This window comes from Microbacterium sp. LjRoot45 (assembly GCF_964253325.1).
Taxonomy (GTDB): Bacteria; Actinomycetota; Actinomycetes; order Actinomycetales; family Microbacteriaceae; genus Microbacterium.
In genome coordinates this window covers 1,135,637-1,160,625 of sequence record NZ_CAXUQM020000001.1, presented here as the reverse complement: position 1 = coordinate 1,160,625, position 24,989 = coordinate 1,135,637, and the positions used below count along the sequence as shown (strand labels likewise).

Here is a 24,989-nt window from a genome sequence, read left to right as displayed (position 1 = left end):
CCCGCTGAACGAGACTCATCGCGTGTACTGCTTGATTCGAGCGTGCCACGCCTTGAGCCAGGTGACTTCGCCGCAAAGCTCGTCAACTGTGGGCGCGACGTAGTTCTCTTCGGGCGCGTTGTCGTGTCGTGCCGCCCAGCTCGAAGTCTTCGCGTACGCGGCTTGGAACTCGTCATGATCGCCCTGCGTGAACTTCGGCAGGATCTTGAGCATGGTCGGGCGTACTTCGTTCGTTCCTCGATCGACGAGTTCGTTCACGATATGCAGATTGACGGCACGCTCAAGTGTCTCGGACAGTCGACCCGCGATCTGAGCGGTTCGCTCTGTGTAATCGTCCTCCGACAGACTCTCGCGCTCCTTCTTAAGCTGCGCGAGGTCTGCCTCAAGCTTGCTGATGCGCTCGGGAATGTCCTTCGCGGCCCAAGGGAGTTGGTCAACGATGAGACCGGGCTGAGCGCCACCCAGACGCTGAATCGACCGTGTTGTCGTGGCGATCGACTTACTCTTTGCCGCCTTGACCAGTGCGTGCACGAACGTGATCTCGTGTGTGAAGACAATCACCTGTCGCTGACTTGCCAGCTCCACCAGGCGCTGAGCGACCTTTGACCGCCGCTCGGCGTCGAGCGACGAGACCGGATCGTCAAAGACAACGCTTGAGAGCGATTTGTCGAGTTCCACTTCAGTGAGAAATCCCGCCAGGCCGAGCGCCGTCTGCTCTCCTTCACTAAGCACCTGATCGACGCCGGCGTTGCGTCGCGATCCCAGCAGACTCGGCTGATGTTCGAGCGCGGAGTTGCGGCCACGTCCGGTTCGATTGAGGGTGACTCGGCGCAGTTCGAGGCGCTCGGTTTCTCGCGTGAAGTGATCCCGAACTTCCGCTGTGACGTATGTCTCGGTCAGCTCTCCACGCTTCGTTGTGATCGCGTTCGTCGCGGTGAGCCGGCGAACGTCTTCAATCATCTTGCGTTCGGCGAGTCGCGTCACCTCAGTCTCGACGGCCAACTTTGCTTCGCTGAGCGTCTTGGCGTCCTGCAACTCGACGACCTTCTTGCTCGTCGTGCTGAGCGTTTGAGCGAATGTCGACGCGTCGATCTCTCGCGCCCTCGTCGTCAGCGCTTGTGCTCGCGTGCCGGCCTGGGCGCTGATCGAGGCTGTGAGCGCAAGGAGATCGGCACCTTCCTTCCCATCGAGCCAGGCAACCGCCGCTGCTGCAGCGCGCGTCCCTACTTCAAACCAGTCGAGCACTGACTGGACGTCTTCGCCAGCGTCCTGCAGTCGATTGATCGCGGCAGAAACCGCGACTGGCAGAGTTTGAAGTTCGACGAAGTGGTCTCGGAACATCGCAAGTGCCTTGGCGACCGTGTCCGCGTCACGTGACGTTGTGTCCGTGACGAACGCCTCGAATCGAGTGAGCCGGTCGGTGGCCTGTTCGTTCAAGGGCTGCTGGCAGAGAACGCAAACTGCGTCCTCGCCTGTCACTGGAAAGTCATGATCGTGGTAGGCGTCGGTGAGAGAGAACTTACGCGCCGCTTCCCACAGCGCCCGCCACGCCTCTGAGCCGACGCTAGAAAGGGGCTCGGTGTCGAAGGTTCGAGCGGATGCGATGCGGGCGGCTTCCTGGAGCTGAATGGACCTCTGCTGCAGCTCTCTAAGTTCGCGCTGCTCACTATCACCCAGGGCGGCTTCCACCGCCTTGGCGTGCGCTTCGACCGTCGACCAGTCACGCCCGAGGGACGTGAGGCGATCCTTCTCCTTGTTGGGGTCGCTCCCCTTAAGCCGAGCCTCCTCCGCGAGCTGCTTCGCAAGCTGCGTGTCGTGATCGTCGGCCAGGTTGGTAGCTTCTGCGATCAACTCCTTGGAGGTCGTGGCTGAGATTCCTGACAGGAACGTCGACGCCCGGGTTCCTGGGTGGAGCACCGGTAGTTGCGGTCGCTCAGTCTGGTTTGCCCCAAGGCGGCGACTGAGTTCAGCAGCGACCGCTTCGCAAGCATCGGACAGTTGGTCCAGGATTGTGAGCGCCGAAGGTCGGTAATTGGCCTCCGAGGCGGTCGTGACGTACGCGTCACCGCAGTCCTCGTCGTAGAAGCGAATTCGGGACAACTCGGTGCTCTGGGGCTCACCGAGATTCCACGTCTCGGCATTGGCTCCAACCTGGTAATCGAGCTTCGCCGTCTGCGCAGTGTCAACGTCCGAGAAGACGTCACCGAGGAGCTGCGCATCTTTCACGCGAGCCGTGACCGCTTCGCGTATGAGCCGAGCGTAGCCCGACTTGCCGCTGGCGTTGTTGCCGAAGGCGATCGTAAGGCCCGCGGCACCAAATGAGAGCGTTTGACCTCCAGTGAGCGCATTGACGCCCCTGACATCCGATACCTGAACAAGGCTGACAGGATCGCCTGCCGCCGTCGAGCCAGGAATGTCAGCGGCTTCGACGTTCACGGCAACCGGGTACGTTCCCGCGATCAGTTGGTCCGCAATGTTGGATACGTCCTCAGCTGACAACGTCTCGTTGCGGCAGAAGCGGGCAACGACGTCCTTCTGCCAGTGGGGCCGCGCCGCCAGGAAACTCGCAAGATCCTCATTGAGAGTCACTACTCTCCTCCTGAACTCAGTCCGAAGAACCGCTCGAAGAACAACCCAAGCTTCTCGATCACGCGCTGCTTCTTCTCTCCGTGGCCGCCATCGGCCGAGAACCGGGAGGCGGGCGGAAGCACCTTGGTGATCGCTGTCCCGGTCGTGCGGAGCGCACCGTCGCGGAACGCGATCTCGATAAATGCGCGAGTGGCGTCGGCGCGGAGCCGCTCGTCCTCGATGATGGCCTCGAGCTCGGCCTCGCGCTTGGCCGCGATAAACGCCTGCCACTCCTCGTCGATAGCACCGTCGACCGAGACGGAGTCGACGAAGGCTTCGATGAGGTCCTTCTTGTTGCGCAGTGTCGGGCTGGCGTCGACGGCGCGGGAGATCTCGGCGCGGATCTCCTTGTCCTCGCCATCGCCGTGCTGGCTGCGGTACTTCTGCACGAGCATCAGGATGTAGTCGACGTTGATCTCGACCTGCTTGATCAACTCGATCTCGAACACGACGTCGTCGTTGATGAGTTCCTTATCCGTGTCCTTGACCTTGCGGAACTCCGCGTACAGGTCGAGGTAGACGCTGCGGTAGTCCTGGCCCTGGCGCTCGGTGAGAATCTGGTTCCCGGCGAAGTCATCGAACGATGTCAGGATGTTCTCGAGCCGCAGGATCTGCCCGAACAGCTGGATGAACTCCTTCTGCGCAGCCTCTCCGATGATCTGGTGCCCGAGTGGGAAGGATGCCAGCAGCTCGTTGACCTTCTCGGAGTACTCACCGTAGTAGTCACCGTACGGCTTGAGCAGCACGACACCGCGGGCGTCCTTATTGCCGAACAACTCGAGGGCGGCGTTGGTCTCCTCTTCAAGGTCACGGAAGGCGACGATGTTGCCGTACGTCTTGACCGAGTTGAGTATGCGGTTGGTGCGCGAGTACGCCTGGATCAGGCCGTGCGCCCGCAGATTCTTGTCTACGAAGAGCGTGTTGAGAGTCGTGGCGTCGAAGCCGGTGAGGAACATGTTGACCACGATGACGAGGTCGAGCTCCCGGTTCTTCAGCCGCTGCGAGAGGTCTTTGTAGTAGTTCTGGAACTTGTCGGCGCTGGTGTCGTAGCTCGTGCCGAAGATGTCGTTGTAGTCCTGGATTGCGTCTTCGAGGAAGCTGCGCGCATCAGTGCTCAGCGCATCGGTGTCGAAGGCTTCGTCGTCGAGGATGCCGTCGTCGCTGGCGTCGTTCGCGCCGTAGGAGTAGATCAGGCCGATCTTCAGGCGCCGATCCGCAGGCAGGGCTTCCTGCTGGATCTGGAAGTGGTTGTAGTAGCGACGCGCCGCATCGATCGAGGCCGTCGCGAAGATGGCGTTGAAGCCACGCACGCGCTTACGCTCACGCACCGCCTCGGCCTGACGGCGGGCGCGTGTCGACTCGGCGACGTTCGTCACGACTGAGTGCTCGTAGCTCGAAGATCGCTTGGTCTTCTGATCGAAGTGCTCCAGGGTGTACTTCACGACCTGGCTGATGCGCTCCGGCGCCAGCAGTGCCTTCTCAGTGTCGATGGCCGACACCTGCTTGTCGACGATGGTGCCGACCTTGACGGTGTTGACGTAGTCGATCCGGAACGGCAGGACGTTCTTGTCGGTGATGGCATCGACAATCGTGTACGTGTGCAGCTTCTCCCCGAACGCCTGCTCGGTGGTCTTGAGCTGCGGGTTTCCGCCCGTACCGGCGTTGACCGCGAAAATCGGGGTGCCGGTGAAGCCGAAGAGGTTGTAGCGCTTGAACGCGCGTGTGATGTCGGTGTGCATGTCGCCGAACTGCGAGCGGTGGCACTCGTCGAAAATAATCACGACGTGGTCGTTCGTGATCGCGTGACCCTTGTTGGCCTTGATGAACGTTGAGAGCTTCTGGATCGTTGTGATGATGATCCGCGCGTTCGAGTCCTCGAGCTGCTTCTTCAGGACCGCGGTTGACGTGTTCGAGTTGGCCGCGCCCTTCTCGAAGCGGTCGTACTCGCGCATCGTCTGGTAGTCGAGGTCCTTGCGGTCTACGACGAACAGCACCTTGTCGACGCTCGGCAGCTTCGATGCCAGCTGCGCCGTCTTGAAGCTCGTCAGGGTCTTCCCGGAACCGGTGGTGTGCCAGACGTAGCCGCCTGCGGCGACGGTGCCGAGCTGCTTGTAGTTGGTGGCGATGTCGATGCGTTGCAGGATTCGCTCGGTTGCGACGATCTGGTACGGGCGCATCACCAGCAGGAGCCGGTCTGCGGTGAGCACGCAGTAGCGGGTGAGGATGTTCAGCAGCGTGTGCTTGGCGAAGAATGTCTTCGCGAATGAGGTCAGGTCGGTGATTGGCTTGTTCTGCGCGTCCGCCCACCACGACGTGAACTCGAACGAGTTCGACGTCTTGCGCCCCTTGGTCTGCTTCTTGCCCTCGCTGATGTGCTGAGTGCGGGTCGTGTTCGAGTAGTACTTGGTCAGCGTGCCGTTGCTGATCACGAACAGCTGCACGTACTCGAACAGACCAGAGCTGGCCCAGAAGCTGTCGCGCTGGTAGCGGTTGATCTGATTGAACGCCTCGCGGATGTCGACACCGCGGCGCTTGAGTTCGATGTGCACCATCGGGAGGCCGTTGACGAGCACCGTCACGTCATAGCGGTTCGCGTAGTTTGCGCCGCCCTCGGCCTGGCCGATCTCGTATTGATTGATGACCTGAAGTCGGTTGTTGTGGACGTTCTGCTTGTCCAGCAGTGTGATGTTCTTCGTCGAACCGTCGTCCCGCTTCAGAAGCTGGACGTGGTCCTCCTGGATGCGCACGGTCTTCTCGACGATGCCGTCGTTCTTGCCCGCGATCCTGTTGTCGAAGAAGTCCGCCCACTCTGCGTCGGAGAAGGTGATGTGGTTCAGCGCCTCCAGCTGGGTGCGCAGGTTCGTCACGAGCTGCGCCTCAGAGGTGACCGGCATGTACTCGTAGGCCTGGGACTCCAGGAGGCGGATCAGCTCCTGCTCAAGCGCCGACTCCGACTGGTATGCGGCCGACGCGTGGGCGTCTGGAATGTACTCCGCGACGACGGTGGACTCGGCCGAAACGGCGATCGGATCGTACTTGCGTGGAATGGCTTCACTCATGCGGCCGCCTCCGGGAACGCAAAGAGCTGGTCACGGTAGTGCGCGTACTGCTTGCGACGTGCGAGAAGTTCCGCAGGCAGACCGACACTCAGGTCATTGACGAGCGCGTCGAACTTGTCGAGAAGTTCAACCACGCGAGCCTGCACGACCTTCGGAGGTAGCGGAACTTCGACCGACCGCACGATCTCGGCATTGAGGTTCTTCACGGTGCCAGCGCCCGCCCGACGCGCGAACTCATCCTGCACAGGCGCCGAGCGGAGCAGGTAGTAGAGGTAGTCCGAAATGTAGGAGTCCTCGAAGGCGCTGATCGCAAGCCAGCCGTCGTGGATAGACCCTTCGATCCTCGAGATGTACGGCCTGCCGAAACTCATCGAATTCGACAGAACGAAGTCGCCGGGATGGACGCGACGAGACTTTGCGGCGCCTGCCGGACTAACTCGTTGTGCTGTCCCGGTGATGTACTTTCCACGCGCCGGAACGTCGCCGATCTTGATCCACGGCACGCCATCCGCGCCATCGGTGATGAAGTTCTGAATCGGGCGGGGCGAGGCGCCCCGCACGATCGTCGCCACGTCGCCGAAGCGAACACGCGGCACTTCGTCGTTGGCTTCCAGTAGCACCCCGGCGTAGTAGTCATACTGGCGCCGTCGAGCTTCCAGCTCCGCTTCCAGCTCCGCTTCCAGCCGGGTGAACTTATCCAAGACTCCCACGATCTCGCGCTGCACCTCGATAGGCGGCACGGGAAGTCGCACCTTCGCCAGCTGCCGTGCCGAAACGTCGATGACTTTCGTACCGGTAGCGAGCCCACGCTTTTGCACGGAGAAGGACTCGGACTGGAACCAATATGCGAGGTACTTGGGGTCGAGGTCGTGCTGAATCACTGTGGCGTGGCCGCCGGTGACGATCGGCTCGGTACCGAGCCAGGCAACGGCTTTTCCGACGTCCTCGACGTTCTCGCTGGTGTTGGTGATGATGATGTCACCCGGCTGCGCCTTCGCAAGCTTCAGGGCTGTCTCCGGTGCCACGAATGAGATCGTTTCGGTCGCCCAGACGCCGTACCTCGTATAGATCTGGCCGTAGTGGATGGCGCCAACGCCTTCATCAACGAGATCGGTCTTAGGCATGCCGTTGCCGCGAACGAATCGCGCGATGTCGCCGAGTGTGCGGAACTCCACGCCGTTGGGCGCGTGTGCGGCGATCAAGTCATCCACACGACTCACTGCGAACCCTCCAGGTCCGCGACGATCTCGTCAATTGAGATTCGCAGCTCAGTCTGTCGCGCGACGATCTCGGCAATCTTTTCGTTGAGTGCCGTGATGTCGACTACCTCGCGGGTGTCTTCCTCCTCGACGTACGACGAGACAGAGATGTTGTAGTTGTTGGCCGCGATGTCCTCGTTCGTGACGAGCTTCGCGAAGTGCTTCTCGTCTTCCCGCACGTCGAGCGCCATCAGAATGTTCTGCTGGTTGTCCGGCGTCAGCTTGTTCTTGTTGCCGACACGCTTGAACTCGTCCGACGCGTTGATAAACAGCACCGAGTTATCGGTCTTGGACTTCCTGAGCACGATGATGCAGGTCGCGATAGTGGTGCCGAAGAAGAGATCTGCAGGCAGATGGATCACGGCATCGACGTAGTTGTTGTCGATGAGGTACTTGCGGATCTTCTGCTCTGCTCCCCCGCGGTAGAGCACGCCAGGGAACTCAACGATGGCCGCCGTGCCGTTCACGGCGAGCCAACTCAGGATGTGCATCGTAAAGGCGAGGTCGGCCTTGGACTTCGGTGCGAGCACACCAGCCGGCGCGAAGCGCTCGTCGTTGATCAGGAGCGGGTTGGCGTCGCCCTCCCATTTGATGGAGTAGGGCGGATTAGAAACGATCGCTTCGAACGGCTCGTCGTCCCAGTGCTGCGGGTCGAGCAACGTGTCGCCATGCGCGATGTCGAACTTCTCGTAGTTGACATCGTGCAAAAACATGTTGATCCGCGCGAGGTTGTAGGTGGTCAGGTTGATTTCCTGACCGAAGAAGCCGCCGACGTTCTCGCGACCAAGTACCTTCGCGAACTTGAGCAGCAGAGAGCCCGATCCGGCAGCGGGGTCGTAGACTTTGTTGACGCGCTTCTTGCCCATGACCGTGATGCGGGCGAGCACCTCGGAGACTTCCTGCGGGGTGTAATACTCACCACCAGACTTGCCGGCCTGAGAGGCATACATCTGCATGAGGTACTCGTACGCGTCACCGAACAGGTCGATCGAATTGTCCTCGAAGTTGCCGAGCGGCAGGTCGCCGATCGCATCAAGCAGCTTCACGAGCTTCTCGTTGCGCTTGGCGACGGTGTTACCGAGCTTCGAGCTGTTCACGTCGAGGTCATCGAAGAGCCCCTTGAGGTCGTCCTCGCTGTCGGTCCCGACCGCCGAGCCTTCGATGTTCTTGAAGACGCGCTCGAGCGTCTCATTCAAGTTCTCATCCTTGGCCGCGCGACGACGCACATTCTGGAAGAGCTCGGAGGGCAGGACATAGAAGCCCTTCTCGGATACCGTCTCCTTGCGTCCGAACTCCGCCTGGGCATCGGGCAGTCGAGCGTAGTCAAAGTCAGTCTCGCCAGCCTCATGCTCGCCCTTGTTGATGTAGGCGGTGAGGTTCTCGGAGATGAAGCGGTAGAAGAGCATGCCGAGCACGTAGCTCTTGAAGTCCCAGCCGTCGACCGACCCACGCAGGTCGTTCGCGATCCGCCAGATGGTCTTGTGTAGCTCTGCGCGCTGGGATTCTTTGGTGGTCGGCGTCATTGACTTGTACTTCTCCTCGCGCCCAGTTCGGCGCACTTTATGTTGATGACCTCGGGTGCACCAAGGCTACTGGCGCGCGACGACATGGCCGGGCTGACAGCACCGCTTCGAGGCAAGGCCGACGCGTGGGAGCAGGCTCAAACCACGTGGCAGCGTCTGAGGATAATTGTATATCTATCAGGGATTTTCGTAAACGCCAAGCATCCACGCACCTAGAGCGCGGAGTTGGCTGGCACAGTGCGCGGGGCCTCGCGGTGATCAAAGACGAGGCGAGGCGAAGGGCGGACAACCAGGTCATGGGCCTCGTCCGCAATCTCGCGCACTGACTGGAAGTTCTTGGCCACGGTTGCCCACCTGAGGTATGCGATGTCATCGACTCGGCGCAGCGTCGAGGTGACTCCGGCCGACAGTTGAGCACTGAGGACCTTTCGTTGGCCTGCGAGATGGGCTAGGACCCAGGCCGCAACCAGTTGCGCATTGTCCACCGGCCGGTGCCGTCCGACGAGTGCCATCTCGATGCTGTTCGTGAATTGCTGGAGCCCGAACGCACGTGCTTCTCCGGACTTCTTGATGACGTGCGTTGGATGGGGCGTAACGACATCGGGCCACCACCGGTCGAGTGGGCGCGCAGGCTGGCGGGGGATCGCGCGCTTGAGATCCGAGTACGCGCCGGGCGAGTAGAGCCACTCGAGAAAGCCCTGCGCGTTCCGGAGACCTGCACGCCCGGGGGTGTCGACGCGTCCACGAATGCCGAGTGCGTATAGCACGTGCACCGAACGGTCGCTCGCCTGCCGGAGTCGCAACTCGGTGGCTTGACGAATGTCGGTGTCGACGATCGCGGCGGCGTAGCTGCCTGATGAGTGGTGTTCGCGCTCCTCGACGCTCAGCGGTTGAACCAACCCAGCAAGTCGCTCCTGCAGGTCGCCTTCGATATCGGCGATGATCTGGTTGATCTCCTCGTCAGGTAGGCGGCCGAGGACCGCAGTTCGAAGATCCCGACGAAGACGGGTAACGGAGTATCTCTCGGTGATCTGCTTGTCACTCGCTCGACGCACGAAAGTATCCTTCAGATCCTCGTGGCGGAGCGACTCGGTCGTATGGAACTTATGCTCCGCGTTTGCCTTGCACACCCGGCGACGGGTGGTAGAGCGGCCGTCAACAGCAAGCCGTGTATCGATGATGTTTGAGTCGGAGATGACGCCGTCGGCGCCGCAGCTCGGGCAGTACAAATCCTCGTCCCCCTAGTGCCTGGTGGGCAGGATTCTAGTGATCGCAGGCGATCTCCGATCACGGGCACACCACATGTTGGCAGCTCCGACCGAGATCTCTAGTCGCTGGCCACGCCCTCGCTAGGGATTCGTTGCCGACCGGTGGACGGCGGCGCACACTTGCGGCACAACCGCACGCAAGGAGGATGCCATGCTTACTCGGCTCGCAAGTGACCCCCCGGTGATCGCGCTTCTCGACGTGTTCGAGCGTGTTCGTACGCGCTTGGAACTTGGCGGTCATAGGTTCCCAACAACCTCCGACATCCTCATCACGTCTCAGAGCCTGATCGCGGCCGGAGCCGAGTTTTCCGATGTTGTGGTCGCTGCGCAGCAGGACTGGTTCCGCCGCGGACAAACGGGGTGCGTATTCGCTCGCATCGCCGCGCTGAAGCACACCGATGGCGCTTGGCCGTACCTGGTTGTCGACAACGAGACGACCCCGGAATACTTGGACAGTCGCGTGACCGAGCTGTGCGACGGCGACGGCATTCAGGTCGCCAGTATCGTGTTTCCACAGTGCTCATCGCTTTCGGACTTCGTCAAGGTCGTCGGCGAGCTCGTCCACACCACGACATTCTGGTGCGAGGGCTTGAAGGTCCTGGGGACCAGCGCGATCCTCAAGATCCGGCGCCCGATCAGCCCCGGTGTCGAAGCGTGGGTCATGGCATTCGGCCCGGACCCCTCGCTCCCGGCAACGCGCCGAGCGCCGTTCTATGAGCTGGCCCTCCGAGTCAAGTCGAAGCGAGGTGATGAGTATCGTCGCCTCAATCAGGATCCGTCCGTCGCCCATCTGGCGGATTTCCCGCTCACGATGCCGCCGCGACACTGGGACGATCGCTGGGACACCACCAAGCGCCGCACCGCGGCGATTCTTGGGCATGTTCCGGATCAAGTGTCGGCGGCGCGGTCAACACTGACGGTTCCGGTGGAGCTGCTTGACAAGTTTGGGCACGTCCCGCACAGTGTGCCCCAGACATGAGTGACCTACGACTCGACGACTTCTGGCAGGCGCTGGACGAACTGAACGGTTCGTCCAGCGCCTGCTCTCTCTATGACTCTTCAACCCCCGCGTCGCAGCTCCGGCGGCGCAACCTGAGTCGATACTTGGAGCTCATGGCCGCGAGGATGCCGAGTACGCTCCTGGTTGGTGAAGCGCCTGGCTACAGGGGAACGGCGGTTACTGGCGTCCCATTCATGAGTGTGCGCGAGATCACGTCCGCACCCGGTCTAGTGAGCGGCGCAGCTGATGGTGACGACTACGAGGTGCCCGACGAGCCCCCGTTCGTCCGCGAAGCAACGTCTCAGGCGATGTGGTCGACGCTTGCTGAAGACGCGGAGCTTCCGCTGTTGTGGGCCGCCTTTCCGCTTCATCCGCATGAGCCCGGGCATCCCTTCACGAATCGTCGGCCAACGCCAACAGAGATTCGCGCTGGTCTCTCCGTGACGCTCGCCCTTGTGCATGCATTCAAGATCGAACGAGTTATCGCTGTCGGCCGTGTCGCCCAGGCGGTCCTAGCACCGCATTTTCCTGCAATTCCATACGTCCGCCATCCGGCTCGGGGTGGCGTCGCTCAGTTCCGGTCCCAGCTTCGAGATTTGCGCGAGGAGCAATTGCGTTCGTGAGTGCCCGGTGCTGAATGATTGAGGGCGGCGACCGCGCCGGACGAGAACTCGGAGGTTCTCAAGTCCGGGCAGTCGCCGCCCTGTTGTCAGGCCGCGGATGGCGGACTGACGTTGGTTGACGCGATCTCGTCGTGGAGCACTGGCACTACACGGGTGTCTTCCGCGGCCGTCCAGCGCTCCAGGGTGACCATCGCCCAGACGAGCGCCTCGAAGTAGTCCGCGTACGTCCTCTGGTTGCGGTACCACTTCGGGTCACCGACAGTCCGCACTTCAACGCGCCACTCCCCCGGGTGGGCGAGCATGGCGACCACTTCGCTCGGGACATCGGCGCTGTCGCCGCTCCGGTCGGGCAGCCCCGTGATGAGCGCCGGGCCGACGAGCATGGCCCTCTGGCGAGCTTCGGGCACGAAGTACCACCAGAGGAATGTCGCCCGAGGATTGAAGGGGAGATTGAGCATCAGCCCCTCCTCGTGGACGTACACCGTCACGCCGAGCGCCGGGACGTCGACCGGCTCGATCGAGCCGCCCACCACGGACTGGTAGTCCTCGAGCGCGTCGACGTCGCACTCCTTGATCGGCTCGCCCTCGGTGGTCGGGATGACGAGCGCCTTCACCATGACCGGTCACCTCCGAAGAGGGGAAGCTCGGCGATGTGAATCGGTGGCTCGCTCCGAACTCGGAACCGAGCTCCGGGACGCATCGTGGCCTCGAAAAGCAGACACCAGAGGGCGGCGTCGAAGACGCTGTCGAAGCGCGCGAACGAGTCGCACCAGGAGCTGCGGTCGTACGGGCGGACCTGCACCACGAAGTTGTCGCGGTGAAAGATCTGCTCGACGACCACCTCCGGGATGTCGCCCTCGCGCTCCCGGTCGCCGACGCCCGTCAGGACGACGTCGCCGAGGATGACCGGGTGGGCCGTCGGATGTGCACTGTGGAGCCACCAGAACGCAGTGGCCCGGGTGTTCAGCGGACCGTGGGTCCGACGTTCGGCCTCGTTCATGTAGATGGTCACGCCGATGGACGGGATCTCGATGAGATCCAGCCAGCCGTCGACCGCCTCCTGGAACGCGCCAAGGTCGGCGAGCTCTACGAGGGCAGGGCGCTGCTCTGTGTCGTGCGGGATGACGATGCTGCGCACCATTCGTCCCACCTCCTTACTGTTGTCGCGGCCGAGAACCCCTCTCGGGTTCTCTTCCGAAGCCGCGGGGCAGCAACGAGGAACTGACCATGTCGGTGGTCACCAGAAGACTCCGACTCATGCCGACCTGCACGAAGACGCGCTATCGCGACCGGATCGCGGCGTTGCTGGTGCTGGCTCAGATTCAGAACCAAGACAAGCTTCGCGTCCGAAGCAGGAAGCGCGCGTCTACTTCTGCGACGACTGCCGTGGTTGGCATCTCACGTCGCGCAAGCGCTGGCGTTGATGGTGTACCGACTGTCCGGGACGAGCGCGATGAAGCGCCCAGTCCCGAACAGCCGGATCTCCCTGCATGCCGAACTGCGGTCAGGCGGAACCCGACGACCGGCGCGGCGTCTTGCCGCCGCTCGCACCGCCGAAGATGGCCTCGATCGCGCTCTGCTTGGTCTTGGCTTCGCGCTCGATCTCGGCGCGCACCGTCTCGGCGCGCTCGAGCACCTTCGGGTCGGACTTGCTGGTCTCGACCCACGACTCGAGGGCGAGGCGGATCTCTTCGGTGACGGTGCGGTCGTTGAGCTGGGCGAGCACGTCCAGCTGCGCCCGCAGGCCATCGGTGATACGAACGGCGAGCGTCCGCAACGGACCGAGTGCCGAGGCCGGCACGTCGGCAGGGGTGTTCTCACTCATGGTGAGCCTCCTCATCGGAAGCGACGGACGATCCCCGGTTGGGATCATCTACGCCGCACGCCGACGAGGAGCGAGGCCGATTATGCACCGCCTGTTCGCGGGGTCAATCTTCCGATCGCGAGCGTTGTCAATTCCGCAACGGCGGGCGACGCCAGGCAGCTGTGCTGTCTAGTGATCGCCCAGGCGGGCGTATGCCTCACGGAAGCCCGCGACGAACTGATCACGCACGTTGCCGAGCGGAAAGCTCAGGGCGCGGGTGTGAAGCAATGGCAGCCCAGCTTCGCGCAGCGGCAGCGCGAGCGCATCGAAGACATCGCTGCTGCAGAGAATGATGCCGTCCGGGTTGAGGGCGCGGGCGCGCTCGATGCAGCCTGGGACGTTCTCGCGAAGTATCGCCTTGCGCTGCTTCTTGCTTGATACATCGTTGACGGGGTAGGGAACCAGATCGATCAGGAAGACGCCGTCGGCCTGCAGCCGTCGCAGCCATGGGCGCTTGTCGTGCGAGCGCTTCTCCAGCCCACGGAGGTCGTACAGAGCCTCGACGACGCCACGGTAGAGGTTGTCGTAGCCGAGATGGTCGGCGTAGAAGAAGTTCCGCGGCCGAGTGCCGCCGTGGTCGGTCGGCGCGCTCTCGCCAATCAGGAGCAGGCGGACATGCTCGGGCTGATACTGGGCGCGCAGTTCGGCATACCAAGCGTCCTCGATCTCGTTCACCACTGCGGAAGCCCCTCGTGCCACTCGTGGTCTGGCGGTAGGCCGACGCGTTCCGTGAGCGCAAGGTCTCGGAAGCCCGAGGGCAGCAGAACCGGGGCGGCGCTCTGGTCAACTTCGAGCAGGTCCCAGCGGTCCTCGTAGTCGGCAAAGGTCCGAAGGAGCACCCGAGAGCGCTCGACCGGCGCATTCCGCTTTCCAGGGAGCGCATCGGGATGGGTGAGCCAGTTCATGTGCTCGATCCAAGCCGCCGCCGCGACGTGGACGCGGGGCACCACAAAACTGCGGGGATGGTCGCGGAGATCGTGAGGGATTGCGACCATGACGAAGTACTCCCGCTCGTGCAGGCTCGGTGCCTGCGACTTTGAGCCGAGCGGCCAGCTGATCGAGTCCATCTTGGCGCCGCGCGCTGCCTTCACCTGGACTTCGACGAGGCGACGCTCAGTGCCATCTGCGAGCACCGCGAGGATGTCGGTGCGTTCGAGTCCGTCCCGGGTGAGGGCCGGTGCCCAGCCGCGTCGAGCCAGCTCGGCGGCGACATGGTGTTCGCCGATCGTCTTCGTCTGCTTCGTATCGACCACGATCTGAGGCTATCGATGCGGCCGGACACCGATCGGCGCCGCTCCCTGCAGACATACGAAGAGGGCGCCCGCGAACTTGGGACGCCCTCTGCGTATGGCCTAGAAGCGGATCCTGTCGGGCTTGAGCGTGATCTTCGTGCCGTCGCTGATCAGCTGCGCCCACTCGGTCAGCTCGGGGTCGGTGATCTTGCCGTCGTAGCGCGCGAACAGGCGCTGCAGTGCGGGCTTGATCTCCTCGATCGGGCGACCGGTATACGTGGCGCTCATGCGCTCGAGCTCCCGGTTCTGCTCACGCGCCATCTGATCGATGCCCTTCTGGGCCTCGCGCTGAACCTCGCGCATGAATGCGTTCTTGTCGAACTTGAACGAACTGCTCATCTGGTGAACTGCCTCTCCGCTCGTGGGAGCGGGTAGCGAAGCAGTCGGAGCACCTGGAGCGGTATCGCGTCGCGTGAAGTGCTGGTAGGGAGGGCCGACCAGCAGGTGATCGACCCTCCCCGGTGCTCAGCCCTTGCCGAGCGTCGAGCCGGCCTTCGACTTGGCGGTCTTGCTCGACGAGTCGGACGCAAGCGTCCGTCCCGCCTTGCTGAGTGCCGCCTTCGAGGGCTTTCCGGACGACCGTGACGACGACTTCGCCATCAGGTACTCCTTCCGCTTCTTGAGTTGAAGCAGATCTCTCGAGGACCGGCTCACCGGGTCGCGAAGAGGCCATCTGAGCCTCTAGAGTCGAGTAGTCCGTCCAAGACACTCAGCCCCGATCTGCTGCGATTCGAGCCTTGCGCCGAACCAGTCGGTCGGGGCTTTTCTCGCACTCCATAGCCTACCGCGCACCGCCGACAGGCGGCCAGCTGTGGCTTTGGGGTCCCGTTTGGGTACCGAACCTTATGCACAAGCGTTTCGGGCGCTAGGGGCGCCCCTGGGGGCCTTCTAGGCCCGGATTTCCGGTCTAGTCGACCAAATCGATACTTACAGCCGTGTAATTCTCCACAGGCAACGGATGCTTCGACGAGCTATCCACAGTCCGATGTTGTGGAAACTGCGTCAAGCGGTCGCTATCCAGGTCGCCGCCCAAAACAACAAAGCGCGGATCATCGCCAGAGACTCACTCGAGCGCTGGAATTTCTCTCGGTGGTCAGCCTCGCGCCGAGCCCTGGGGTCTTGAGCATCGTCCCCGTTTGCCAGATGGGCCACACCGGCATCACCCAGAACACCTCGATAACGAACTCGTCGTCGCCGGGACTTGCGGGCGGTAGCAAGGGGATGTTGTCGAAGCGCTCCTGCGCTGTCGCGAAGAACTCGCTCGTCTCGGAGTCGTGGAGCACGAAGTCGCGCTCCTGGTACTCCCCGTTGATGTGCACGTGCGGTCGGCGCCACTGGGATCCGTGCAGGACATCGACTATCACTCCGGCAACGACAAGTCCGTCCATCTCGCTGACGACGATCTTCCCCCAGGGCCGCTCGATCGTGAGTGTGTCCCGCAGGATGTAGCTCAGCTTCTCGGCACCGCGGTCGCTCCGCCGAAGCCCGGTGCGCTGTTCGACGTGATGTTCCTCTGCGTAGACCTTGAGACGCGCATCGAGCGTGTCGCCTGGCGTCTGGAACCCGCTGGTGTCGAAGTAGGCGCGGATATCGCTCTCGGTATCGGCGCCGTGACGAACAAGCGCATCGAGCATCGCCCCGTACGCACGCTCGATGCTTCCGCGACCGACGACGTCGGTAAGCATCTCAGACATGGCCATCCGCTCCATACCAAACTCACCTGGGCCGCGACGCAATTGCCGCAGTTCGGCGAGAATCTCGCGCCGAAGCGGATCATCCTTCATCCCGCCATCGTGTCAGTTTCGTGTCAGTGACGCTGTTTCCTCCGTACACGAGCCTGGAATTACCAACTCCCCATCCGCAGGGAGCTACCTCCAGGAGGCAGAAGATGACCGCATCCGAACTGCTCCCCACCACGGGGAGCGCCATGAGCCCGCAGGGGTTCTCTTCGTTGTCGCTGGGCATCCAGCGGCAGACCCGCCGCGAGGTGGAGCGAGTGCAGTCCCGCGCCATCGTCGCCAAGCTCACCGAGGACGGCCGCGCGTTCGTGACGCACACCGCGCTCGAGCACGTCGGTGCCCTGACGGCGCTGGAGCAGCACCTCATCACGGTCGCACCGCTCGGCGAAGCCCGCTACCGCGAGATCGTCGACAGCTACACGCTGGGCGCCTCTGCAGCGATTCGGCGGTGGCAGTGATGGCCACCACGACCCAGGGCGCCTTCGACCGCCTGGTCGACGTGTCGGCCGAGACGATCCAGTGGGCGCGTGACCTTGTGGTCGCGGTCCGGAACTCCTTCGGCGAGCGTCGTCGGGCGCGCATCGAGGCCGAGCTCGACCGCAAGCAGGAAGAGCTGCGCCGCACCGTGCTCCAGCTGGCCAATGCGCTCGGCATGGAAGCGCACGAGGCGCGCAAGGCGCTCATCCGCGAGTCCTTCCTCGCCTCGGGGAGCACGCCGAACGAGTCGTCGGACTCGTGATCTGAACCGCGCGGCGGCGCGGGCGATGACCACCCGGCGTCCGCGTCGCCGCATCAACTGCTCGTCAGCGTCCCGGTCGTTGTGGTTTTCGCAACGACCGCGACCGGAATATTGACGACTCGTTCTCGGACGCGCATAACCAGTCCTCGCCATCGCTCGCACCCTTTGCTGCGGGCTGGAGAAAGGAGTTCCTTGACATGACCAAACTGACCCCGGGCGCCGCCGCGGCGTCCACGCACAAGAAGTACGCCGTGATCTACGCCGATCCGCCCTGGGATATCGCCCAGGCCGGCGCCCGCGGCGCCATCAACCACTACGACCTGATGACCTTAGACCGCATCAAGCAGATGCCGGTCGCCGAGCTCGCCGCTGAGAACGCGACGCTGCTGCTGTGGACGACCAATGCCGCACTGCCTGGAGCACTGGAGGTTATGAAGGCATGGGGCTTCACCTATAAGACGAACGCCGTCTGGGACAAGTACTACATGGGCCTCGGGAACTACTTCCGCGGCTCCCACGAGATCCTGCTGCACGGCGTGCGCGGCCGGGCACCGTTCAAGTTCCGCGGCCAGCGCTCGACACTGCTCTTCCCACGGCAGGCGCACAGCCAGAAGCCCGAAGAAATGATCCCCCTGATCGAGCGCGTCCTCGACGGCCCGTACCTCGAGCTGTTTGCGCGGCAGCGTCCGAACAGCCACGCGGACTGGTCGGTGTGGGGGAACGAGATCGACTGCGACATCACGATCCCGGGGTATCCGGTGCCGAGCGACTTCACCAGAGCCGGCGCAGATGGAGGGGTCGGTGATGACTGATGCCCGACGACACCCCCGCGCCCACGCCGATGCGCTTCTTCCGCGCCTGCCTGCTCATTCTCGGCGGCATCGTCGCTCTCTGGCTCGCCTTGGAGCTACTCGCGCAGTTCTGGGGCTGGGTCCTCCTGATCGTCGGCATCGCTCTCGTCTGGTGGTGCGCGGTCATCGTGTACCGCTACTGGTGGGGTCGACGGTTCTAAGCATGAGCGAGTTCACCTCTGTCGGGTCGTTGTGGAATGGACAACGGCGCTTGAAAACGCTTGACAAATCGAGCGTTCGAGTTCGTAATAGGCGCCATTGTGCTCATTCGGCTTATGGCTATGAGCGATCCCAACGTCCTTCCGCGACCGTGACGCGAACCAATCAGCCCTTCATGGGCAGCGGTGGGAAGGAGGTTGTCTCATGACCCGACACACCCGCGGCCGTCGCCGCTACCGGAAGAGCGTGGACCGGCGCGTCCAGGTGTTCTCCGAGTCCAACAGCGATACGCGCACCGAGCGGATCGCTCGCATCATCACCAGCGCCGGTCTCGAACAAGCTCGCCTCGAAGCCGCAGCTCGCGCCGAGTACTTCGAACGTGACAAAGGAGGCGACCATGCCTGACTTGGTCTTCACACGTCTGCATCTGCCGCGCCCACTCGGCGCCGACAGCGTGGCTCAGCTGATGACGCGCCTGATGAGCGCCGACGCTCCACGACCGCTCGTCTTCGAGGTACACGCCAGCGCGGACGGCGTGACGCATCTCGTCGGCTACCCGTCCGCGGCCGCACCGCGCCTCAAGCGCCTCCTTCGGGGCCACCTTCCAGGCCTCGCCCTTGAGCCCGCCACACGGCCGGACGTGGCCGCTGTCAGCCGGGTCGTGGCGCACCCCGCCATCCTGCCGCTCGCCGACACCGACCCGGAGCAGGTCACGTCGGCGATATACCTCGCACTCGCGGCACGACGAGGCGAGGAGCACGTTGCGCTGCAGCTCGTCCTGGGACGTACGCAAGCGGCGCATTCGGTCTCAGCGAAGTCGGCCGACCCGATGCAGCCACTCGCGTCCCTCGTGTTCGAAGGTGTCCGCGCCGTGGAGCCTGAGACGCGCCGTCGGCTTCAACTGCGAGCTGGCCAGCCCACGACCGCAGTGACGCTCCGGATCGGGGTCACGGCTGGCACCCAGAAGCGAACCGGCGCGCTCGTCTGGGAAGTGTTCGGTGCCCTCCAGCTACTGCAGAGTCCCGGACTTCGGCTCAGCCTCAACTACGACTCGTCGAGCCGCTGGCGCGCGGCAACCGCTCGCGCCGCGTTTCGGCTTTCACCGGACGAGCTGACGTCGATGCTGGCCTGGCCGCTCGGCGAGCGCGACTATCCCGGCATCGCCGGCACCCATCCGCGTCGCTTGCCGGTGCCCGAGATCGTCAGCGCGACGTCGTCGGTATTCGCGACCGGTACCGCACCGGGTCCGGAGCGTCTGATCGGGATGGATCCGGCCAGTCGGCTGCAGCACCTGGTGGCGACCGGGCCAACGGGCTCGGGCAAGTCCACCGTGCTGGAGCACCTCATCCTCTCCGACATCGAGGCTGGTCGGGCCTGCGTAGTCGTCGAGCCCAAGGCGCAACTGGTCGACAGCATCCTCGATCGCATCGCCCCCGAGCATGCGCAGCGCGTTGTCGTGCTGGACGCTGCCGACACGATGCCGGTGGGCTTCAACCCGCTCGACATCGGCGACCGCGATCCGGACGTCGTGGTCGACGGCATCATCGCCGCCCTCGCCGCCGTCTTCGAGGAAGGGTGGGGACCACGCACCGAGTACCTGATCCACGGTGCGCTCCTATCGCTCGCCCGGGCTGGGCAACGGACCATCGATCCGTACACGCTCATCGATCTGCCACGCCTCCTCACGGACGCTGCCTTCCGACGCCCAGTGATCGCCGCGATGCAGGACGACGCGACGCTGGCCTCCTTCTGGGCCGAGTTTGAGGAACTCAGCCCCGCCCAACGCGCTGCCATGATCGCTGCACCTCTGAACAAGCTTCGCAAGATCCTGTTGCGCGCACCGCTGGTTCTCGTGCTCGGGCAGGCACGACCGCGCTTCCGGCTCCGCGACGTCTTCCGCGAGCGCAGCGTCGTCCTGGTACCGCTGAACGATGCGCTGATCGGGACCGGTGCGGCCAAGCTGCTCGGCAGCCTGATCGTCGCCGAGATCTGGAACGCGACGCTGGAGCGTGCCCGCGAGAAGGACCCGACGAAGCGGCCGGGGATGGTGTTCATCGACGAGGTGCAGAACTACCTGCACCTGCCGACCTCGATCGCCGACGCCCTCGCGACCTCACGTTCCTATGGCGTCGCCTGGCATCTGGCACACCAGTACCGAGGCCAGCTTCCACCCGCCATGCGGGCGGCGCTCGATACGAATGCGCGCAGCAAGATCTGCTTCGCCGTCGGCCCGGACGACGCCCGCGATCTCGCCCGGATGGCCCCCCAACTGTCTGCCGGCGACTTCCAGGCGCTGCCTCGCTTCGAGATCTACGCCCACCTGGTTGCCGGGAGCGTGCCAGCCGGATGGTGCTCGGGGCGCACCCTTCCACCGCGCCCAGCGCTCGGTACCCGCGACGATGTCCGCCAGCGCAGCCGAGATCGCTACGGCGCCCTGCCGCCGACCACCTCCGAAGTCGCAGCAACCCCGTCACCAGAGGACCAGGCGGACCGCCCGACGCACCAGAAGGCGAGGCGCGCATGATCGCTCGGCACGCCCTCAACCACTGGATCGCCCTGTCCGCTCGACGCTCCGTCCGCTGTTCACTTCACGACGAACACCCGCCGCCACGTTCGGCCCCGTTCCGGCGAACATCGGCCGGTGCGGGCGCGGACTGCCTCCGCGTTGCAGGACACTTCACCCCAGTCCGGAGGGCAGCCTCGTGATGGCCGCTGTTCGTCATCTCGACCTCGAGGAGCACCTCACTGAGCGCGACGTTCGCATCCTCGAGGATCTGGAACGCTTTCGACTTCTCACCACTCGACAGCTACAGCGACTGCACTTCCCGGCGGCACCCCTGGGTCCACATGTCACCGCGAGCGGTGCGACGCGAGGGACGACCCGCGTGCTGAACCGACTCGAAGCCCGCGGTGCAATCACGCGGCTGGCCCGGCGTATCGGCGGCATCAAGCACGGCTCAGCCGTCACGATCTGGCAGCTCGGGCCAGCGGGCGACCGCTACCTTCGTGCCCGACGCGGCGAACCGCGGAGGCGGCGCTACGACGAGCCAGGTCTCACATTCGTCGCTCACACCCTCGCCGTCGCCGACATCGCGGTCAGTCTGCTTGAGCAGGCACACGCCCAAGGCTTCGAACTCCTCGAACTCGAACTCGAGCCGGCCAGCTGGCGCAGCTTCAACAGCAGCGGCGCCTCCGTGATCACGCTCAAGCCCGACCTCCTGGTCGTCACTGCCGACGCCAGCACCGAGACGCACTCGTTCATCGAGGTCGACCGCGCCACCGAGCATCTGCCCGCCGTACTTCGAAAGTGCCAGACCTACCAGCGCCACCAACGCACGGGCATCGAACAACAGGCGCGGGAGCTGTACCCGGCCGTCGTCTGGATCGTCCCCACCATCGACCGCGCCCAGAAGATCCGCGAGGCCATCGCAGCTGATCGCGGACTCGAGCCGGGCATGTTCACCATCATCACCGGCGAGCAGACACTCGCCACGCTGGCCCCGTACGGGCCGTCATCATCATTCACCCCGAAAGGAGGAATCACATGAACTCATCAACCATCCCCGTCGCGCCGACTGGCGCCGAAAACAACGACCTGCGCACCAAGCCCAAGTTCCCGAAATGGATGCGCACCATCGACCAGACCGAGCACGCACACTTCATCATCGATGCCTGGCTCACGCTCGACCCGAACAGTCGCGATGCCTTCCTGGCGCAGCTCATCGCGGCCACCATTCACGATGGCCCCGGCAGCGCACTCGAGCGCTTCGCCGGAACCGGCATCCTCGACGCCGAAGCGGCGCTCGCTGAACTCAACGACGTCACCGTCCCGATCGAGCGAGAGCCCTGGCTCGACGCGCTCGGGCGCTACATCATCACCGCGGGGAAGCGCTCATGAGCGAGCACGAGCCCACTGTCACACCCGAAATGCGTCTCGCACCTGAACGCATGTCACCCGACTGGCGTCGACTCGAAGTCGCCTCCCACCGCTTCGAACATCCCATCGCGAACGGCATCGCAGCCGCACTCGCGGAACACCGGGAAGTCGACCACGACACCGCCCGCTGCATCGCCCACGCGCTCGGGCGCGCGCTCGGACGAGAGTCCGCCCTCGCCGAGTTCGGGAGGACGGGCGAGAGCACCTACCTCGATCTTCGCGAGGAATACCTACGCCTCTACACCGACGAGGACGCCACCGCCGAGGTCAAAGAACTCATCGACTGGTTCGGTACGTACCTCATCGACAAGATGGGAACCGGCTCCGGGCGGACGTATCAGAACGAGCATCTGCCACCCAAGCTCGACCGTCTCCTGGTGCGTACCACTCTCACCACCAGCGGTAGGCCCGTCACGGTGCATGTCCCCGCCAGCCTCGACGCCGCCGGGATGGAGCAACTGATCGTCCGTCTCGAAGAGTGCGACGAGTTCTTCGGTCCCGCATTCAGAGCGTTCCTGGCGCTGCCGGATGTGAACGCCGCCGCGGCGGATCTGCTCGACAGCTTCCAGGAGAACTACGTCGGCAGTTTCAACTCCATCGATGACGCGGTCTACGCGCTCAGTCCACTCGAGGACTGGGAGATCGAGCTCGGCAACTGGGCTGATGATCACAGCCTGCCCGCTGACGCCGTCCACCTGAACATCGACTACGTCATCGAACGCACCCGCGACGTCTATGACTTCGTCGAGGAGGGGGGCATGCTCTATGCCTTCAACAAGTAGCAGTGACCCACCCCGCAGACGAGGGCGCCCACGCGCAGACCGGCGCATCGACATCACACCCGTCTGGCGTGCGCGACCCGATCCGCGTCGGCTCGCTCGCGTACTCCTCGGCCTCGTCGTTCACCTAGAACAGCCAACGAAAGAGCCCCAGACACAAGAAGGGAAGGGCCATGGACGAGCGCCCTGAGCGAGGTGAAAACTACATCGCCGACGCGACCCCGGTCGACGGCGGTGTAGGTGCCGGGAAAGCCGCCAAAGGACTGGACTTCCCGGCCGAGAAGAGCGTAAATCCGGAGGACCTAACCGAAGGAGGGCCTCATATGTACCAAGAAGGCGAGGAAGCGGCAGCCACCCTGGCAAAGCCGAATCTCACATCAGTCGCAGGGCTTGAACACCTATTCAAGGGCGACGACACGATGCACGTCCCGCTCCGCACGGGCGTGGCAATCAGCTATCTGCGCGTCTCCACGACGCGCCAGCTCAACACCGCAGCCGACCTCGACGAGGACGGCAACAGCATCGCCACTCAGCGCGAGTGGGCGATCCGCAAGGCGAAGGAGCTCGGCGTGCCGATCCTTCGCGAGTTCGTCGAACCGGGCCAGTCCGCGCAGACCATCGACAAGCGGCCGGAGTTCAAGAAGCTCCTCCGCTTCGTCGATGCCAATCCGGATGTGCGCTACGTCGTGATCTACATGCGCTCGCGCGTCTTCCGCAACCACCTCGACGCCGCCATCACCAAGCGCCAGCTGCGCGACAAGGGCGTCGAGCTCATCTCGGCCAAGGAGAACTTCGGCGACGGGTACATGGGCGACGCGATGGAGGCCATCACCGACGTCGTCAACGAACTCCAGGTCCGCATGAGCGGCGAGGACATCCGCATCAAGATGGCCCACAAGGTCGAACGGGGCGGCAGCGTTGGGCGGGCCAAGCTCGGCTACCTGAATGTGCGCAAGGACTTCGACGGACGACTCGTCAACACGATCGACGTCGACCCCGTCCGCGCACCACTCATCATCTGGGCCTTCGAGCAGTACGCCACGAACCAGTTCTCGATCACGCAGCTTCAGATGATGCTCGAAGACCAGGGCCTGACCACGCGGCAATCGAGCAAACGTGCCGCCAAGCCGCTGTCGAGCAGCCAGCTCGCCATGATCCTGCGCGACCCGTACTACACCGGAGTCATCCGCTACAAGGGGAAGCTCCACCCGGGCAGGCACACGCCCCTCATCTCGAAGGAGCTCTTCCTCGCGGTGCAGAAGATCCTCGACGGACGAAACCGCAAGGGCGACCGCGACCGGATCCACTTCCACTTCCTCCGCGGCCTGCTGTACTGCGCCGAATGCAAGTCGGAGGGGCGCACGAGTCGACTCGTCTACAGCCAGAACAAGGGGCACGGCGGCACATACGAGTACTACGTCTGCACCGCGAAGCAGCGCGGTCACTGCTCGATGCCGTCGGCGCGACTGGACGAACTCGAGGACGAAGTGGCGCGACGGGTAGCGGCCGAACGCTTCGATGCTGACGACATCGCGTCCGTTCGTGAGGAAGTTCGACGCGCCCTCGTCGAACTCCAGGCCGCGGATCAGGAGGAGAAGGACGCCCTGCGCACCCAGCTGAAGAAGCTCGAAGCCCAGGAGGAGCGACTCATCGAACTCGCCGCCGACGGAACGATCGCGGTCGAGAAGCTGCGCCAACGCCTCGAGTACGTCACGCTCCAGAAGGGCGCCATCACCGAGAAGCTCACCCGGACGGTCGAACGAATCCGGCACGGCGTCGACAAGGCCTTCGCGTTCGTCGACCTCCTCGAAGATCCCGCCGCGCTCTACAAGCAGCTGCCCGACAACGTCCGCCGCGAGCTGCTCACCGCGTTCTTCACGCGACTCGACGTCCAGGTCACCGACCGCGAGGTGAGCATCGGCGTCGAACGCACCGAACTCAACGCCGGCCTGCACGACTGGCGCGCCCAGCACCGCCTCAGCGCCTCGGCCCACACACCGGCCAAAGAAAAGAGAGCCTCCCGCATTCCTGCGGAAGACTCTCTTTCGGACCCATACCCGCTTACTCAGTCCAAAGGTTTGAATAAGCCTGTATTGGTCGGGATGACAGGATTTGAACCTGCGACCCCTTGACCCCCAGTCAAGTGCGCTACCAAGCTGCGCCACATCCCGGTCCGTCATCCGCACGCGGACAACTCCCCCATCTTACCCGTTCGCGCGACGACCCGCGAACCGAGCAGCGGGTGTCGGCACCCCGCGGTAGCGTCTGG

Annotated in this window: 26 protein-coding genes, 1 tRNA gene and 1 pseudogene; 13 read left to right on the top strand and 15 right to left on the bottom strand. The window is 63.7% G+C overall.

All coding sequences use genetic code 11. The annotated features are described in order from the left end of the window. Positions 1-15: 15 nt before the first annotated feature. The 6 genes and pseudogenes from ACSQ18_RS05435 to ACSQ18_RS05410 all read right to left on the bottom strand — a co-directional run. On the bottom strand, positions 16-2,589 hold the full coding sequence (locus ACSQ18_RS05435) for an AAA family ATPase (protein ID WP_167253835.1): 2,574 nt from the start codon (positions 2,587-2,589) through the stop codon (positions 16-18). Further along, positions 2,589-5,687, bottom strand: coding sequence for a type I restriction endonuclease subunit R (locus ACSQ18_RS05430; protein ID WP_436036127.1), 3,099 nt, complete (start codon positions 5,685-5,687; stop codon positions 2,589-2,591). The genes ACSQ18_RS05435 and ACSQ18_RS05430 overlap by 1 nt, the downstream gene beginning before the upstream one ends. Continuing rightward, positions 5,684-6,907, bottom strand: a complete 1,224-nt coding sequence (locus ACSQ18_RS05425) for a restriction endonuclease subunit S (protein WP_436036125.1) — start codon at positions 6,905-6,907, stop codon at positions 5,684-5,686. Before ACSQ18_RS05425 ends, ACSQ18_RS05430 begins: the two co-directional genes overlap by 4 nt. Next, positions 6,904-8,469: a type I restriction-modification system subunit M gene (locus ACSQ18_RS05420; protein WP_436036124.1), complete on the bottom strand. Its 1,566-nt coding sequence runs from the start codon at positions 8,467-8,469 to the stop codon at positions 6,904-6,906. The genes ACSQ18_RS05425 and ACSQ18_RS05420 overlap by 4 nt, the downstream gene beginning before the upstream one ends. Before the next feature lie 212 nt (positions 8,470-8,681). Then, complete coding sequence (locus ACSQ18_RS05415) at positions 8,682-9,524, bottom strand: hypothetical protein (protein ID WP_208323546.1); 843 nt, start codon at positions 9,522-9,524, stop codon at positions 8,682-8,684. Between the two features lie 45 nt (positions 9,525-9,569). After that, positions 9,570-9,698: pseudogene (locus ACSQ18_RS05410) on the bottom strand (NrdR family transcriptional regulator); the annotation flags it as partial. Between the two features lie 190 nt (positions 9,699-9,888). Between ACSQ18_RS05410 and ACSQ18_RS05405 the strand changes: the two are divergent. Then, a complete protein-coding gene (locus ACSQ18_RS05405; protein ID WP_167253827.1) occupies positions 9,889-10,716 on the top strand; it encodes a hypothetical protein in 828 nt (275 codons plus the stop codon). Between the two features lie 215 nt (positions 10,717-10,931). Beyond that, positions 10,932-11,360: a uracil-DNA glycosylase gene (locus tag ACSQ18_RS05400; protein ID WP_208323545.1), complete on the top strand. Its 429-nt coding sequence runs from the start codon at positions 10,932-10,934 to the stop codon at positions 11,358-11,360. A gap of 86 nt (positions 11,361-11,446) precedes the next feature. Here ACSQ18_RS05400 and ACSQ18_RS05395 read toward each other — a convergent pair whose 3' ends face one another. From ACSQ18_RS05395 to ACSQ18_RS05360, 8 genes are all read right to left on the bottom strand, one after another. After that, a complete protein-coding gene (locus ACSQ18_RS05395; protein ID WP_167253823.1) occupies positions 11,447-11,977 on the bottom strand; it encodes a DUF3846 domain-containing protein in 531 nt (176 codons plus the stop codon). Then, positions 11,971-12,501: a DUF3846 domain-containing protein gene (locus tag ACSQ18_RS05390; RefSeq protein ID WP_167253821.1), complete on the bottom strand. Its 531-nt coding sequence runs from the start codon at positions 12,499-12,501 to the stop codon at positions 11,971-11,973. Before ACSQ18_RS05390 ends, ACSQ18_RS05395 begins: the two co-directional genes overlap by 7 nt. A 363-nt stretch (positions 12,502-12,864) precedes the next feature. Then, positions 12,865-13,185: a DNA-binding protein gene (locus tag ACSQ18_RS05385; RefSeq protein ID WP_167253819.1), complete on the bottom strand. Its 321-nt coding sequence runs from the start codon at positions 13,183-13,185 to the stop codon at positions 12,865-12,867. Between the two features lie 168 nt (positions 13,186-13,353). Then, positions 13,354-13,902 carry a hypothetical protein gene (locus ACSQ18_RS05380; RefSeq protein ID WP_167253817.1) on the bottom strand — a complete coding sequence of 183 codons (549 nt, stop codon included), beginning with the start codon at positions 13,900-13,902 and terminating at the stop codon, positions 13,354-13,356. After that, positions 13,896-14,477, bottom strand: coding sequence for a hypothetical protein (locus ACSQ18_RS05375; RefSeq protein WP_347878392.1), 582 nt, complete (start codon positions 14,475-14,477; stop codon positions 13,896-13,898). The genes ACSQ18_RS05380 and ACSQ18_RS05375 overlap by 7 nt, the downstream gene beginning before the upstream one ends. 99 nt (positions 14,478-14,576) lie before the next feature. Further along, complete coding sequence (locus tag ACSQ18_RS05370) at positions 14,577-14,855, bottom strand: hypothetical protein (protein ID WP_243844744.1); 279 nt, start codon at positions 14,853-14,855, stop codon at positions 14,577-14,579. Positions 14,856-14,981: 126 nt separating this feature from the next. Next, positions 14,982-15,116, bottom strand: a complete 135-nt coding sequence (locus tag ACSQ18_RS05365) for a hypothetical protein (protein ID WP_269747796.1) — start codon at positions 15,114-15,116, stop codon at positions 14,982-14,984. Positions 15,117-15,565: 449 nt separating this feature from the next. Then, on the bottom strand, positions 15,566-16,300 hold the full coding sequence (locus tag ACSQ18_RS05360) for a hypothetical protein (RefSeq protein WP_436036123.1): 735 nt from the start codon (positions 16,298-16,300) through the stop codon (positions 15,566-15,568). Positions 16,301-16,404: 104 nt separating this feature from the next. On the opposite strand from ACSQ18_RS05360, the gene ACSQ18_RS05355 reads away from it, so the two are divergent. The 11 genes from ACSQ18_RS05355 (at position 16,405) to ACSQ18_RS05305 (ending at position 24,852) form a co-directional block, all read left to right on the top strand. Continuing rightward, complete coding sequence (locus ACSQ18_RS05355; RefSeq protein ID WP_167253813.1) at positions 16,405-16,713, top strand: hypothetical protein; 309 nt, start codon at positions 16,405-16,407, stop codon at positions 16,711-16,713. Then, positions 16,713-16,994, top strand: coding sequence for a hypothetical protein (locus ACSQ18_RS05350; protein WP_167253811.1), 282 nt, complete (start codon positions 16,713-16,715; stop codon positions 16,992-16,994). Before ACSQ18_RS05355 ends, ACSQ18_RS05350 begins: the two co-directional genes overlap by 1 nt. Positions 16,995-17,191: 197 nt before the next feature. After that, positions 17,192-17,806, top strand: a complete 615-nt coding sequence (locus tag ACSQ18_RS05345; protein WP_167253809.1) for an MT-A70 family methyltransferase — start codon at positions 17,192-17,194, stop codon at positions 17,804-17,806. After that, complete coding sequence (locus ACSQ18_RS05340; protein WP_167253807.1) at positions 17,806-18,006, top strand: hypothetical protein; 201 nt, start codon at positions 17,806-17,808, stop codon at positions 18,004-18,006. Before ACSQ18_RS05345 ends, ACSQ18_RS05340 begins: the two co-directional genes overlap by 1 nt. Positions 18,007-18,208: 202 nt before the next feature. Continuing rightward, positions 18,209-18,409 (top strand): hypothetical protein, encoded by a 201-nt coding sequence (locus tag ACSQ18_RS05335; RefSeq protein WP_167253806.1) that lies wholly within the window; start codon positions 18,209-18,211, stop codon positions 18,407-18,409. After that, on the top strand, positions 18,402-20,528 hold the full coding sequence (locus ACSQ18_RS05330) for a type IV secretory system conjugative DNA transfer family protein (RefSeq protein ID WP_167253803.1): 2,127 nt from the start codon (positions 18,402-18,404) through the stop codon (positions 20,526-20,528). Before ACSQ18_RS05335 ends, ACSQ18_RS05330 begins: the two co-directional genes overlap by 8 nt. 181 nt (positions 20,529-20,709) lie before the next feature. Further along, complete coding sequence (locus tag ACSQ18_RS05325) at positions 20,710-21,552, top strand: replication-relaxation family protein (RefSeq protein WP_167253801.1); 843 nt, start codon at positions 20,710-20,712, stop codon at positions 21,550-21,552. Beyond that, positions 21,549-21,902 carry a hypothetical protein gene (locus ACSQ18_RS05320; RefSeq protein WP_167253799.1) on the top strand — a complete coding sequence of 118 codons (354 nt, stop codon included), beginning with the start codon at positions 21,549-21,551 and terminating at the stop codon, positions 21,900-21,902. The genes ACSQ18_RS05325 and ACSQ18_RS05320 overlap by 4 nt, the downstream gene beginning before the upstream one ends. Beyond that, a complete protein-coding gene (locus ACSQ18_RS05315; protein ID WP_167253797.1) occupies positions 21,899-22,723 on the top strand; it encodes a hypothetical protein in 825 nt (274 codons plus the stop codon). The genes ACSQ18_RS05320 and ACSQ18_RS05315 overlap by 4 nt, the downstream gene beginning before the upstream one ends. Before the next feature lie 2 nt (positions 22,724-22,725). After that, a complete protein-coding gene (locus ACSQ18_RS05310; RefSeq protein WP_279587979.1) occupies positions 22,726-22,851 on the top strand; it encodes a hypothetical protein in 126 nt (41 codons plus the stop codon). Positions 22,852-23,139: 288 nt separating this feature from the next. Then, entirely contained in the window at positions 23,140-24,852 is a 1,713-nt protein-coding gene (locus tag ACSQ18_RS05305; RefSeq protein ID WP_436036122.1) for a recombinase family protein, read from the top strand. Here ACSQ18_RS05305 and ACSQ18_RS05300 read toward each other — a convergent pair. Then, positions 24,815-24,891: transfer RNA gene (locus ACSQ18_RS05300), tRNA-Pro, on the bottom strand. The two genes, ACSQ18_RS05305 and ACSQ18_RS05300, sit on opposite strands and share 38 nt — an antisense overlap. Positions 24,892-24,989 lie beyond the last annotated feature (98 nt).

Coding starts and splice junctions, on each gene's coding strand:
- ACSQ18_RS05405 (WP_167253827.1), top strand. CDS start 9,889: ATGCTTACTCGGCTCGCAAGTGACCCCCCGGTGATCGCGCTTCTCGAC.
- ACSQ18_RS05385 (WP_167253819.1), bottom strand. CDS start 13,185: ATGAGTGAGAACACCCCTGCCGACGTGCCGGCCTCGGCACTCGGTCCG.
- ACSQ18_RS05430 (WP_436036127.1), bottom strand. CDS start 5,687: ATGAGTGAAGCCATTCCACGCAAGTACGATCCGATCGCCGTTTCGGCC.
- ACSQ18_RS05350 (WP_167253811.1), top strand. CDS start 16,713: ATGGCCACCACGACCCAGGGCGCCTTCGACCGCCTGGTCGACGTGTCG.
- ACSQ18_RS05320 (WP_167253799.1), top strand. CDS start 21,549: ATGAACTCATCAACCATCCCCGTCGCGCCGACTGGCGCCGAAAACAAC.
- ACSQ18_RS05330 (WP_167253803.1), top strand. CDS start 18,402: ATGCCTGACTTGGTCTTCACACGTCTGCATCTGCCGCGCCCACTCGGC.
- ACSQ18_RS05370 (WP_243844744.1), bottom strand. CDS start 14,855: ATGAGCAGTTCGTTCAAGTTCGACAAGAACGCATTCATGCGCGAGGTT.
- ACSQ18_RS05355 (WP_167253813.1), top strand. CDS start 16,405: ATGACCGCATCCGAACTGCTCCCCACCACGGGGAGCGCCATGAGCCCG.
- ACSQ18_RS05315 (WP_167253797.1), top strand. CDS start 21,899: ATGAGCGAGCACGAGCCCACTGTCACACCCGAAATGCGTCTCGCACCT.
- ACSQ18_RS05335 (WP_167253806.1), top strand. CDS start 18,209: ATGACCCGACACACCCGCGGCCGTCGCCGCTACCGGAAGAGCGTGGAC.
- ACSQ18_RS05325 (WP_167253801.1), top strand. CDS start 20,710: ATGGCCGCTGTTCGTCATCTCGACCTCGAGGAGCACCTCACTGAGCGC.
- ACSQ18_RS05360 (WP_436036123.1), bottom strand. CDS start 16,300: ATGAAGGATGATCCGCTTCGGCGCGAGATTCTCGCCGAACTGCGGCAA.
- ACSQ18_RS05390 (WP_167253821.1), bottom strand. CDS start 12,501: ATGGTGCGCAGCATCGTCATCCCGCACGACACAGAGCAGCGCCCTGCC.
- ACSQ18_RS05395 (WP_167253823.1), bottom strand. CDS start 11,977: ATGGTGAAGGCGCTCGTCATCCCGACCACCGAGGGCGAGCCGATCAAG.
- ACSQ18_RS05365 (WP_269747796.1), bottom strand. CDS start 15,116: ATGGCGAAGTCGTCGTCACGGTCGTCCGGAAAGCCCTCGAAGGCGGCA.
- ACSQ18_RS05340 (WP_167253807.1), top strand. CDS start 17,806: ATGCCCGACGACACCCCCGCGCCCACGCCGATGCGCTTCTTCCGCGCC.
- ACSQ18_RS05345 (WP_167253809.1), top strand. CDS start 17,192: ATGACCAAACTGACCCCGGGCGCCGCCGCGGCGTCCACGCACAAGAAG.
- ACSQ18_RS05400 (WP_208323545.1), top strand. CDS start 10,932: ATGAGTGTGCGCGAGATCACGTCCGCACCCGGTCTAGTGAGCGGCGCA.
- ACSQ18_RS05305 (WP_436036122.1), top strand. CDS start 23,140: ATGCACGTCCCGCTCCGCACGGGCGTGGCAATCAGCTATCTGCGCGTC.
- ACSQ18_RS05420 (WP_436036124.1), bottom strand. CDS start 8,469: ATGACGCCGACCACCAAAGAATCCCAGCGCGCAGAGCTACACAAGACC.